We start from the raw sequence: 11470 nt of genomic DNA on the forward strand, positions 1-11470 counted from the left end.
ATCACAGGTTAAGGTTTCACTGAGAAGGATAAGGTCATGCGCCATCGTAAGAGTGGTCGTCAACTGAACCGCAACAGCAGCCATCGTCAGGCTATGTTCCGCAACATGGCTGGCTCTTTGGTTCGTCACGAGATTATCAAGACGACCCTGCCAAAAGCGAAAGAGCTGCGTCGCGTAGTTGAGCCGCTGATTACTCTTGCCAAGACCGACAGCGTAGCTAATCGTCGTCTGGCATTCGCCCGTACTCGTGATAACGAGATCGTGGCAAAACTGTTTAATGAGCTCGGCCCGCGTTTTGCGAGCCGTGCAGGTGGTTACACTCGCATTCTGAAGTGTGGCTTCCGCGCTGGTGACAACGCTCCGATGGCTTACATCGAGCTGGTTGATCGTCCAGAAGCTCAAGCAGAAGCTGCAGCAGAGTAATCTGCCGCAGTACTGAAAAAGCCCCGCTTGCGGGGTTTTTTTATATCCAAAATTCCTGCTCCTTTTTATCTCACTTCTAAATGCGCTATTCTGACCTCAGGCTAAAAAGAGGAGGTCGTGATGTCTTTGCTTGATCAACTTGCCGAAAAACATATCCTTGCTGCCCTGCGCCAGGGAGAATTAGATAATCTGCCTGGGTCTGGCCATCCTCTACAGTTAGATGATGATAGCCACGTTCCTGAAGAGCTACGCGCTGGCTACCGCATCCTAAAAAACTCGGGTTTTCTGCCACCTGAATTAGAGATGAGGCGTGAAGCAATAGAGCTGGATGAACTATTGCGTACAGTTGATCCTTCTGAAGAGCGATATCAGCAACAGGAAAAACGGCTGCGGTTACTGGAGATGAAGCTGAAGCAGGCAGGGATCAGCACCGAATTTTTGCAAGGTGACTATGCTCGCCAGGTTAAGCACCGGTTTAGTGAGGAGTAATAATGTATCGTATTGGACAACTGGCTAAACTGGCCGACGTTACGCCAGACACCATTCGTTTCTATGAAAAACAGCAGATGATGGATCATGAAGTTCGTACCGAAGGAGGTTTTCGGTTATACAGTGATAGCGATCTTCAGCGGCTGAAATTTATTCGTCACGGGCGGAAATTGGGCTTTACCCTTGAAGCAATTCGCGAGCTGCTCTCTATTCGTGTTGATCCCGAGCATCATACTTGTCAGGAATCGAAAACTATCGTTCAAAAACGGTTGAGTGAGGTTGAAGCGATGCTTGATGAGTTACAGCATATGCAGCAATCGTTGAAGAGATTAAATGATGCCTGTTGCGGCACGTCACATAGCAGCGTGTATTGTTCAATCCTTGAGGCATTAGAGAAGGGGGCAGTCGCTACGATTGATAAAACCACTGATTGAATTTTTGTGATGCCGGGTCTATATTCCTGTCGTCATTTACTTAAAGGAACCGATATGACTGTGTACCAGCATAAAAAAGGCACTATCCGTGAAAATGCTCTTGAGGCATTGTTACATGACCCGCTGTTTAAAACGCGCATTGAAGCCAATCATAAAGGCAAAGGCAGCTACCGTCGTAAAGATAAACATGCTAAGAAAGGTAACTGGGAGGCCAGTGGTCAGAGCGCTAACCGCGTATTGACCACTGGCTTTCTGTTTTTTCAGGCATAAAAAAACCGCCTGTTACGGCGGTCTCAGACTTAAAATGGCTTAAAGCGGTTTGTTATTCTGTTCTTTCAGAAGGTCGCGTATTTCGGTAAGTAATGTCTCTTCTGCTGAAGGTTTAGCCACCGGTTTTTCCACTTCTTTCTTCTTGTACATCTTGTTCATTACTTTGATTGCCATAAAGATAGCAAAGGCAACGATGACAAAATCAAAGATGGTTTGCAGGAAGATCCCGTACTGCATAACGACCGCAGCAGTTTCCCCTTCAGCGGGCTTTAACACCCAGGCAAACTGTTTAAAATCCACTCCCCCAATCAGTAATCCCAGCGGTGGCATAATAATATTTGCCACCAGTGAGGAAACGATTTTGCCAAACGCAGCGCCGATGATCACACCGACTGCAAGATCAACGACGTTGCCGCGCATCGCGAAATCGCGAAACTCTTTGAATAAACTCATTGCTAACTCCTGTTTTTGCCAATTTTTTAAGTCTAACAAACGATGGGGCTTTTTCCACGATGATTGCTGATAAAAAGCTGAACACCCGGCAGTGCCGGGTTGGTTTGACAGGTAAGAGAAGTTAAGACTAAAGGAAGAACGGGCTTGGCTGGAACAGACGTTCGACGTCGGGGACAAACTTCTTATCGGTCAGAAACATAATCACATGGTCACCCTGCTCAATACGCAGATTATCATTGGCAATAATGACATCGTTACCGCGCACCACTGCACCAATAATCGTTCCTGGCGGCAGTTTGATATCATCAATTTGACGGCCAACGACTTTGGACGTTGACTCCTCGCCATGTGCAATTGCCTCAATTGCCTCTGCTACGCCGCGGCGTAGTGAGGAGACGCCTACGATATCGGCCTTACGTACATGCCCTAACAGAGCGGAAATGGTTGCCTGCTGAGGAGAGATAGCGATATCGATCACGCTGCCCTGTACCAGATCGACATAGGCGCGGCGCTGGATAAGTACCATCGCTTTTTTTGCACCCATCCGTTTTGCCAGCATCGCAGACATAATATTCGCTTCGTCATCATTGGTAATGGCAATAAACAGATCGATCTGATCAACGTGTTCTTCAGCCAGCAGCTCCTGATCCGAAGCATCGCCATAAAAGACGATGGTATTTTGCAGATTTTGAGCAAGTTCAGCAGCCCGCTGCTGATCGCGCTCGATCAGCTTAACGCTGTAATGTTTTTCCAGCCTCTGCGCCAGACCAAAGCCAATATTGCCACCGCCTACAATCATAATGCGTTTGTAGGGCTTCTCCAGCCTCTGGTATTCACTCATCACCGCGCGGATATGCTGGCTGGCAGCGATGAAGAACACTTCATCTCCTGCTTCAATAATAGTTGAACCTTGAGGACGGATCGGACGATCCTGGCGGAAGATGGCCGCCACACGCGTGTCGATATGTGGCATATGCTCACGCATAACCGACAAAGCATTACCCACAAGCGGCCCGCCATAATATGCTTTAACTACGGCGAGGCTGACCTTACCTTCGGCAAAATTAACTACCTGCAAAGCGCCAGGATACTCAATCAGTCGATAGATGTTGTCGATCACCAGCTGCTCTGGAGAGATCAGGTGGTCAATCGGAACGGCTTCGGGAATAAAGAGTTTATCAGCATCGCGAATATAATCCGGAGCGCGGATCCGTGCGATGCGGTTTGGCGTATTAAACAGTGAGTAGGCGACCTGGCAAGCCACCATATTGGTTTCGTCGGAGTTAGTGACTGCAACCAGCATATCGGCATCTTCCGCGCCTGCTTCACGAAGTACCCGGGGATGTGAGCCGTGCCCCTGAACCACGCGCAGGTCAAACTTGTCCTGTAGCTGACGCAAACGCAGCGCATCGGTATCGACCACGGTAATATCGTTGTTTTCACCGACGAGGTTTTCAGCTAGCGTACCGCCGACCTGTCCTGCACCGAGAATGATGATTTTCATTATGCTTCAGTCTGTTGGTTGTCGTTCAGGTGTGGCACAGTTTAACGCGCCACGCTGGTCACTGTTTTATCAATTTTGCGTAGAAGAAGCCATCTCCACCATCGATCTGTGGGAATACCTGAATGCCAGGCTGCGCAAGATCGCCAGTTTCGCTCAATTTTGCATCAGCATGCCGTTGCAGGAACTGACTTATTTGCAGATGGTTCTCTTCCGGCAGAATCGAGCAGGTTGCGTAGAGCAGCGTCCCGCTAGGCTTAAGGTGCGGCCATACGGCATCCAGGATCTGCTGCTGTAACAGGGCAAGTTCCGCTATATCCCTGTCGCGGCGCAGCCATTTGATATCGGGATGGCGACGGATTACACCGGTAGCAGAGCAGGGTGCATCCAGCAAAATACGATCGAATTGCGTCTTTCCGCACCATGCTTCAGGAGTACGGCCATCGCCGAGTTTCACTTCAGCCTGCATGTTCAGACGCTCTAAATTCTCATTCACTCTTGCCAGTCGCTGGGCATCGACATCAACCGCCATAACGTCCGCATGCGGTGCCGCTTCGAGAATGTGGGTCGTCTTACCGCCAGGTGCAGCGCAGAGATCGAGGATCTTCTCACCGTTTTGTGGATCAAGTAGTGCCACACAGCCCTGGGCTGAAGCATCCTGAACGGTTACCCACCCCTGATCGAAACCAGGAAGCTGACCAACGGAACACGGCGCCTCCAGTCTTAATGCATCGCTGTGCTGCGGATGTGCGAATGCCGTTTTACCACTCTCTTCAAGCAGAGCCAGCCAGGCATCGCGGCTGTGGTGGTTTCGGTTAACGCGTAGCCACATCGGGGGGCGCTGATTATTGGCATCCACAATCTGCTGCCACTGTCCAGGCCAGGCACGTTTCAGGCGCTCAAGCAACCACTTCGGATGCAGGTATTGCTGATCGCCATCGTTCATCTGCTGCATCAGCTCTTCCTGCTGACGCTGGAACTGACGAAGAACGCCGTTAATAAGGCCTTTTAACTGCTGACGTTTCAGCGCAATAGCGCCTTCTACCGTTTCCGCTAATGCCGCATGAGCAGGGATGCGGGTATACATCAACTGATAGAGTCCGACCATAATCAGGAAATGGATGGTTCGCTGTTTGCCCGTCATCGGGCGTGACATTAGCCTGCTGATAATCCACTCCAGCTGTGGCAACGTACGTAGTACGCCGTAGCATAGCTCCTGTAGCAGCGCTGCGTCTTTCTCACCAACGGATTTCTGTGCAGCGGGCAGCACATTACTGAGTGACTGCCCCTGCTCAATGACTTTTTCAATAGTCTGGGCAGCAACACTGCGTAAATTAGTATTTTTTTTCATAGTGGATTCGCAAGTTCTTACGGCCCGGTATAAATACCGGGCAACAGCGTATCAGGCAATAATATTGCCCGGAGTAAACCATTCACGGCGGGAGTTCAGTAGATCCTGAGCCTTCATGGTTTTTTTACCGGCGGGTTGCAGCTCTTCAATATTCAGCACACCATCAGCCGTCACCACCTGGATACCATGCTTATCAGCCTGAAGAATTTCACCCGGCTGGCGATCGTTAACTGCGGGGAGAACAGATGCTTTCCACACTTTCACTGGCTGATCCTCAATAAGGAAGTAGCTGACAGGCCAGGGATTAAACGCGCGGATACAGCGTTCTAACTGTGCAGCAGAAAGCGACCAGTCAAGGCGCGCCTCTTCTTTACTGAGTTTCTCAGCGTAACTTACCAGTGATTCATCCTGCACTTCTGGCTGGATACTACCGCTGGCTAACTGTGCGAGTGTTGCCAGCATCCCGGCAGGGCCAAGTTCTGCCAGCTTATCGTAAAGCGTGGCGCTGGTATCGCTGGCTTCAATCGGGCAGGCCAGTTTGTACAGCATATCGCCAGTGTCCAGACCAACGTCCATCTGCATGATGGTAACACCGGTTTCAGTATCACCGGCCCATAGAGAACGCTGGATTGGCGCCGCACCACGCCAGCGCGGGAGCAGGGAACCATGCACATTGATACAGCCAATACGTGGCATTTCCAGCACAGCCTTCGGCAGGATCAGCCCATACGCCACTACTACCATCACATCAGCATTCAGTGCGGCGACCAGCTGTTGGTTCTCTTCAGGGCGTAATGATTTAGGCTGGAAAACAGCAATATTGTGCTGTTCAGCGAGTTGTTTTACAGGGCTGGCGCTCAGTTTGTTGCCGCGACCCGCCGGACGGTCTGGCTGCGTGAAAACACCTACAACCTGATGCCCGGATGACAACAGCGCGTCAAGATGACGCGCTGCAAAGTCAGGGGTGCCGGCAAAAATGATTTTTAATGATTCGGACACGTTATTCCCTTCAGTCAACAAACTCAGTCGCGGGCGCTCTGACGATAGAGTTTTTCCAGCTTCTGACGGATACGTTGACGTTTCATTGGCGACAGGTAATCAATAAACAGTTTACCCACCAGATGATCCATCTCGTGCTGAATACAGATTGCCAGCAGGCCATCCGCTTCCAGTTCAAAGCTTTTGCCGTCACGATCCAGAGCCCGGATTTTTACTTTCTCAGAACGCGGCACTAGCGCACGCTGTTCAGGAATAGATAGACAGCCTTCTTCAATACCGGTTTCGCCGCTCTCTTCCAGCAATTCCGGGTTGATGAGCACCAGGCGTTCATCACGATTCTCAGAGACATCAATAACAATAATACGCTGATGAATATCCACCTGGGTTGCAGCCAGGCCGATACCTTCTTCGGCGTACATTGTTTCAAACATATCATCGACGATACGCTGAATATCGGCATTTACTTCTTTTACGGGTTTCGCAACGATGCGCAGGCGATCGTCAGGAAAATGTAATACCTGCAAAACTGACATAACTTTCCAGATCTGTGTTCAAGGGATTAGATATTTATCTCTCTTATTGTAGACATTTCACGCGGTGATTGACAGCATTCCTGGTGGTAACCTTCAGGGAGAAGGCAGAATATCAGGGAGAGATTTATGTCATTAGTGGAGCGTGCATTAAGGCTTTCTGCGGTGTCCGGGCTGACTTGCTTACAGCGCCTGCTTTTATTGACTCAGTTACAGGCTATCGAAAAGCCTGATGCCCGCGATCTGGCACTGCTGGGATTATCAGATTCTCAGCGGCAGGCTTTCCTTCATTACGATAAAAAGGTTATTGCCCAAAGCCTTGAATGGCTGGATGCGCCGCAGCACTATTTCATCACTCCTCTTAGCCCTTATTACCCTGAGCAGCTAAAGACGATTGCGCGCTTTCCACTGATACTTTTTGTTGCCGGTGACCCGTCGTTATTGTCCTCTTCGCAGCTGGCGGTTGTAGGTAGCCGTCACTGTTCACATTATGGCCGGGAGTGGGGCACCTGGTTCAGTCAGGCACTGGCGCTCAGTGGCTTAACTATTACCAGTGGGTTGGCATTAGGCATTGATGGTATTGCACATCGTGCTGCCCTGGAGGTGCAGGGAAAAACGATCGCGGTGTTAGGAAGTGGGCTCAACACTATTTATCCCCGGCGGCATCAGGAGTTGGCAGAGCAGATTATTGCCAGCGGCGGCGCATTGGTTTCAGAATTTCCGCTGTCGGTTAAGCCTCTCCGTGCTCATTTTCCCCGGCGTAATCGAATTATCAGTGGTCTTAGCCTCGGCGTTTTAGTGGTGGAAGCGACATTGCGCAGCGGGTCTCTCGTCACTGCTAAACTGGCTTTGGAGCAAAACCGCGATATCTATGCGCTGCCCGGGGCGCTGGGTAATCCCGGCAGTGAAGGAACCCACTGGCTAATTCAGCAGGGGGCATTACTTGTGGCACATCCCAATAATATTATTGAACAGATACAGAGTGACCTCACCTGGCTGTCAGATTTACCTCAAGTGGAAAACATTTCAGCGCAGAGTGATAATCCTCCATTGCCATTTCCCGATGTGTTGGCTAACGTAGGAGATGAGGTTACACCTGTTGACGTCGTCGCTGAACGTGCCGGCCAACCTGTGCCAGCCATCGTAGCGAAGCTGCTTGAGTTGGAGTTAGCAGGGTGGATCGCAGCTGTACCCGGCGGCTATGTCCGATTGAGGAGGGCAAGCCATGTTCGACGTACTAATGTACTTATTTGAAACGTATATCCACAACGAAGCAGAAATGCGTGTTGATCAGGATAAATTGACGGATGATTTAACCGATGCCGGTTTTCATCGTGAAGATATTTATAATGCGTTGAACTGGTTGGAGAAGCTGGCGGATTATCAGGAAGGTCTGGTAGCTCCGATTCAGCTGACTACCGATCCGCTGTCTATGCGTATCTATACCGAGGAAGAGGGTCAGCGTTTAGATGCCAACTGTCGTGGCTTTATTCTGTTCCTGGAGCAAATTCAGGTACTGAACCTGGACACGCGTGAAATGGTTATCGAACGTATTATGGCACTCGATACCCTCGAGTTTGATCTGGACGATCTCAAATGGGTGGTGCTGATGGTGCTGTTTAATATCCCTGGATGTGAAAACGCCTATCAGCAAATGGAAGAGCTACTTTTCGACGTCAATGAAGGAATGCTGCACTGAAGATTGCCTTCGTGTACACAATGTTATGAATAAAACAGCGCTTTTCGCTGTGCGAAAAAATGAACCTTGCCCCCTGTGTGGGGCAGAACTGGTTATTCGTTCCGGGAAGCATGGCGCTTTTCTTGGTTGCTCACTTTATCCCGAATGCGAGTTTATTCGTCCGCTGAAAGGCCAGGCTGACGGGCACATCATTAAGGTGCTCGAAGGCCAGCTTTGCTCAAAATGCGGCGCTGAACTCGTGCTGCGGCAGGGACGCTATGGCATGTTTATCGCCTGTAGCGACTATCCGGAATGCGAACATACAGAAACCATCGATAAGCCGGATGAAACCGCGATTGCCTGCCCGCAGTGTCAGGGTGGGAAGCTGGTGCAACGCCGTTCACGCTTTGGTAAAACCTTCCATGCTTGCGATCGTTACCCGGACTGCCAGTTCGCGGTGAATTTCACCCCGGTGGAAGGGATCTGCGAGTTCTGTCAGTTCCCACTGTTAATAGAAAAGAAAACCGCCCGGGGTGCAAAGCGTTTCTGCGCCAGTAAAGCCTGCGGCAAACCCGTAACGTCAGAAAATGGTAGTGAAGATGAAATCCGAGGATAAGTCACTAACGCAGTGCATCAATCAACTGCGCCAGTCGGCAGTAATCGCTTATCCAACCGAAGCTGTTTTTGGTTTAGGTTGCGATCCTGACAGCGAAGCCGCAGTGATGGCGCTGCTGGCATTAAAACACCGACCAGTAGAGAAGGGACTCATTCTTATTGCGGCTGATTATCAGCAGCTGCTGCCCTATATTGCTGACGAGCAGCTTTCTGCCGAACAGAAAGAGCGGATGTTTTCCCGCTGGCCAGGTCCTGTTACATGGGTGTTACCTGCACGAGCAACAACGCCAGGCTGGCTAACTGGGAAATTTTCCTCGCTGGCAGTTCGTGTCAGCGATCATCCTGATGTTGCTACGCTGTGTCATGCCTTTGGAAAGCCGTTGGTTTCCACCAGTGCCAATCTGACAGGATTACCCCCCTGCCGCCATGTAGCTGAAGTGCTGGCGCAGTTCGGCGATGAGTTCCCTGTTTTCTGCGGAGAGACTGGCGGTCGTCAGAATCCATCAGAAATCCGCGATGTTTTAACCGGCGAGTTAATTCGCCAGGGATAAAAGAGAACCCTTATGCCGTCTTTTGTCGTCTTCGGTAATCCGATTAATCACAGTAAATCGCCGCGTATTCATCAGCTATTTGCAGAACAAACCGGTATTCAGCACCCTTACGGTCGGCTATGTGCGCCACTGGATGGTTTTGAACAGTCTGCTCACGAGTTTTTTGCCCATGGTGGTCAGGGAGCCAATATCACCATGCCGTTTAAACAGCAGGCTTTTGACATTTCCAGTGAGCTGACTGAACGCGCAGCGCTGGCAGGGGCGGTCAATACACTAAAGAAGCTGGATGACGGGCGTCTGTTAGGGGATAACACCGACGGGATTGGGCTGTTAAGCGATCTTCTGCGTTTGCAGTTGATCCAGCCGAATGACAGGATCCTGTTGATCGGTGCTGGCGGCGCGGCGCGCGGTGTGATCCTGCCGCTGCTTGGTTTTAACTGCAACGTGACAATAACTAACCGTACATACGCCCGAGCTGAAGAGCTGGCGAAGTTGTTCCTGTCGCACGGCAATATTCGATCGCTTGCCCAGGATAAACTGGGTGGTGAGCAGTTTGATCTCATTATCAATGCAACCTCCAGTGGTGTTGACGGTGGTGTTCCAGACCTTCCAGCCAGTTTGTTGAAGCCGCATACCCGTTGCTACGACATGTTTTATCAGGTTGGTGATACATCTTTCCTGCAATGGTGCCGTAAGCAGGGATCGACACAGATGGCGGATGGATTGGGAATGCTGGTGGGGCAGGCAGCACACTCCTTTATGCTGTGGCACGGCGTTATGCCGGAGATCGCGCCAGTCATTCATGTACTTAAACAAGAAATGAGCGCGTGAATCAGGCTATTCAGTTTCCAGAGCGCGAATGGTGGGATGAAACCGCGCAGGCCGTCTGCTTCAGCGCGCTGGTTAACGGTTTCCAACTGGTGTGCGCGATTGACGGCGAAGCCTTACTTCGCCGTTTTACTGCGGAAGGCGATCCTCTTATCTGTTTCAGCCAGAATCGCTGGGAGCTGGAAGAAGATGCCGAGCTGGCAATCAAGCAGCAGGAAGAAGATGCTCAGGGTTGGGTGTGGCTCTCTTCGGACAAGTAGTCATTTTTCCAGTCAACATAGTTATTAGCGGAATAGAGCAGGCCGCTAATCTCTTCTTCAGTTAGAGGACGTATCTTTTTCGCCGGGCTACCTAAATAGAGATATCCGCTCTCAAGCCTTTTTCCGGGAGAGACCAGACTGCCCGCCCCGATCATTACGTCATCTTCTACGACTACACCATCCAGCAGAATCGACCCCATCCCGATTAACACCCGGTGGCCAATAGTGCAGCCGTGCAGCATCGCTTTATGCCCGACCGTAACATCTTCCCCGATAATCAGCGGATAGCCTTCAGGGTTAGCGGCTGATTTATGTGTCAGATGCAGTACGCTGCCATCCTGGATATTGCTGCGTTTACCAATGGTGACCCGGTTAACATCTCCCCGGATAACAACCAGTGGCCAGATACCGACGTCGTCAGCCAGTATCACGTTGCCAATAACCACGCTGGTGGGATCTATCATCACCCGTTCACCCAGCTGAGGATAAACTCCTTTATATGCACGTATGTTGTGACTCATAACTACCTCATTGTTGATGCGATGGCTGTAGCCTAGTGTTGGAAGTGATAGTTGATCAATATATGGCAAAAAAAGCGCGTTAATTTTGTGCGGATCGCCTGAGATCTCAGCGATAAGAGCGAAATCTCAGCAACCGGAAAGAAAGATCCAAAAAAGGCTTGTGCATTAAATTCGGATCCCTATAATGCGCAACCACTGAGACGGCACAACGGCTTACAGGCCAGCGGCTCAGGAGGTTCAGGAAGTTCTGAACCGCCGGAAAAACTTCTCAAAAAGAAGTTGACTCCGAAGGAGGAAAGCGTAATATACGCCACCTCGCAACAGGAAGCTTCGGCACTGATTGCACCGCTCTTTAACAATTTATCAGACAATCTGTGTGGGCACTCGCAGGATTGATATCAGTCACCTCCGGGTGACAAAAAATATCAAGTCTTAAGAGTGAACACATAATGAAATTCATTATGACGTTTTACACTTGAGCATCGCTGCACTTGTTGCAGCAAATCGAACTTTTAATTGAAGAGTTTGATCATGGCTCAGATTGAACGCTGGCGGCAGGCCTAACAC

The 11470-nt window shown here is 50.4% G+C and carries 16 protein-coding genes and 1 rRNA gene (1 of these 17 running past the window's edge); 11 read left to right on the forward strand and 6 right to left on the reverse strand.

The genetic code is table 11. The features are described from left to right. The first annotated feature begins 36 nt into the window (after positions 1 to 36). From rplQ to GN242_RS01920, 4 genes are all read left to right on the forward strand, one after another. Entirely contained in the window at positions 37 to 423 is a 387-nt protein-coding gene (gene rplQ / locus GN242_RS01905; RefSeq protein WP_003850180.1) for a 50S ribosomal protein L17, read from the forward strand. A 120-nt stretch (positions 424 to 543) separates the two neighbouring features. After that, on the forward strand, positions 544 to 912 hold the full coding sequence (locus GN242_RS01910; protein WP_154754431.1) for a DnaJ family domain-containing protein: 369 nt from the start codon (positions 544 to 546) through the stop codon (positions 910 to 912). A 2-nt stretch (positions 913 to 914) separates the two neighbouring features. Then, positions 915 to 1346, forward strand: coding sequence for a Zn(2+)-responsive transcriptional regulator (zntR, locus tag GN242_RS01915; protein WP_156286831.1), 432 nt, complete (start codon positions 915 to 917; stop codon positions 1344 to 1346). A 54-nt stretch (positions 1347 to 1400) separates the two neighbouring features. Then, a complete protein-coding gene (locus GN242_RS01920; protein WP_154754433.1) occupies positions 1401 to 1616 on the forward strand; it encodes an alternative ribosome-rescue factor A in 216 nt (71 codons plus the stop codon). Positions 1617 to 1655: 39 nt separating this feature from the next. Here the strand turns inward: GN242_RS01920 and mscL are convergent, their stop codons facing one another. The 5 genes from mscL to def form a co-directional block, all read right to left on the reverse strand. Further along, positions 1656 to 2069, reverse strand: coding sequence for a large-conductance mechanosensitive channel protein MscL (mscL, locus tag GN242_RS01925; protein WP_154754434.1), 414 nt, complete (start codon positions 2067 to 2069; stop codon positions 1656 to 1658). A gap of 127 nt (positions 2070 to 2196) precedes the next feature. Beyond that, a complete protein-coding gene (gene trkA, locus GN242_RS01930) occupies positions 2197 to 3573 on the reverse strand; it encodes a Trk system potassium transporter TrkA (protein ID WP_154754435.1) in 1377 nt (458 codons plus the stop codon). Positions 3574 to 3631: 58 nt separating this feature from the next. Next, positions 3632 to 4921 carry a 16S rRNA (cytosine(967)-C(5))-methyltransferase RsmB gene (gene rsmB / locus GN242_RS01935; protein WP_156286832.1) on the reverse strand — a complete coding sequence of 430 codons (1290 nt, stop codon included), beginning with the start codon at positions 4919 to 4921 and terminating at the stop codon, positions 3632 to 3634. Between the two features lie 51 nt (positions 4922 to 4972). Continuing rightward, entirely contained in the window at positions 4973 to 5920 is a 948-nt protein-coding gene (gene fmt / locus GN242_RS01940; protein WP_156286833.1) for a methionyl-tRNA formyltransferase, read from the reverse strand. A gap of 23 nt (positions 5921 to 5943) precedes the next feature. Continuing rightward, positions 5944 to 6453 (reverse strand): peptide deformylase, encoded by a 510-nt coding sequence (gene def / locus GN242_RS01945; RefSeq protein WP_154754438.1) that lies wholly within the window; start codon positions 6451 to 6453, stop codon positions 5944 to 5946. A gap of 126 nt (positions 6454 to 6579) precedes the next feature. Here def and dprA point away from each other — a divergent pair, with 126 nt between their 5' ends. The 6 genes from dprA to GN242_RS01975 are packed head-to-tail and all read left to right on the forward strand — an operon-like array spanning position 6580 to position 10382. Further along, on the forward strand, positions 6580 to 7704 hold the full coding sequence (dprA, locus tag GN242_RS01950) for a DNA-protecting protein DprA (RefSeq protein ID WP_154754439.1): 1125 nt from the start codon (positions 6580 to 6582) through the stop codon (positions 7702 to 7704). Next, a complete protein-coding gene (gene smg, locus GN242_RS01955) occupies positions 7676 to 8149 on the forward strand; it encodes a DUF494 family protein Smg (RefSeq protein WP_154754440.1) in 474 nt (157 codons plus the stop codon). The genes dprA and smg overlap by 29 nt, the downstream gene beginning before the upstream one ends. Before the next feature lie 25 nt (positions 8150 to 8174). Further along, the gene (locus tag GN242_RS01960) at positions 8175 to 8744 is read left to right on the forward strand and encodes a DNA topoisomerase family protein (RefSeq protein ID WP_154754441.1); all 570 of its coding nucleotides are present in this window, start codon (positions 8175 to 8177) and stop codon (positions 8742 to 8744) included. Then, complete coding sequence (gene tsaC, locus GN242_RS01965) at positions 8722 to 9294, forward strand: L-threonylcarbamoyladenylate synthase type 1 TsaC (protein WP_156286834.1); 573 nt, start codon at positions 8722 to 8724, stop codon at positions 9292 to 9294. Before GN242_RS01960 ends, tsaC begins: the two co-directional genes overlap by 23 nt. 12 nt (positions 9295 to 9306) lie before the next feature. Continuing rightward, positions 9307 to 10125, forward strand: a complete 819-nt coding sequence (gene aroE / locus GN242_RS01970; protein ID WP_156286835.1) for a shikimate dehydrogenase — start codon at positions 9307 to 9309, stop codon at positions 10123 to 10125. Next, the gene (locus GN242_RS01975) at positions 10122 to 10382 is read left to right on the forward strand and encodes a DUF1488 family protein (protein ID WP_156286836.1); all 261 of its coding nucleotides are present in this window, start codon (positions 10122 to 10124) and stop codon (positions 10380 to 10382) included. Before aroE ends, GN242_RS01975 begins: the two co-directional genes overlap by 4 nt. Here the strand turns inward: GN242_RS01975 and GN242_RS01980 are convergent. Next, entirely contained in the window at positions 10349 to 10903 is a 555-nt protein-coding gene (locus GN242_RS01980) for a gamma carbonic anhydrase family protein (RefSeq protein ID WP_156286837.1), read from the reverse strand. The genes GN242_RS01975 and GN242_RS01980 overlap by 34 nt on opposite strands. 513 nt (positions 10904 to 11416) lie before the next feature. On the opposite strand from GN242_RS01980, the gene GN242_RS01985 reads away from it, so the two are divergent. Further along, positions 11417 to 11470 (forward strand): 16S ribosomal RNA (locus GN242_RS01985); it runs 1487 nt beyond the window's last position.

Source organism: Erwinia sorbitola (genome assembly GCF_009738185.1).
Lineage (GTDB): Bacteria > Pseudomonadota > Gammaproteobacteria > Enterobacterales > Enterobacteriaceae > Erwinia > Erwinia sorbitola.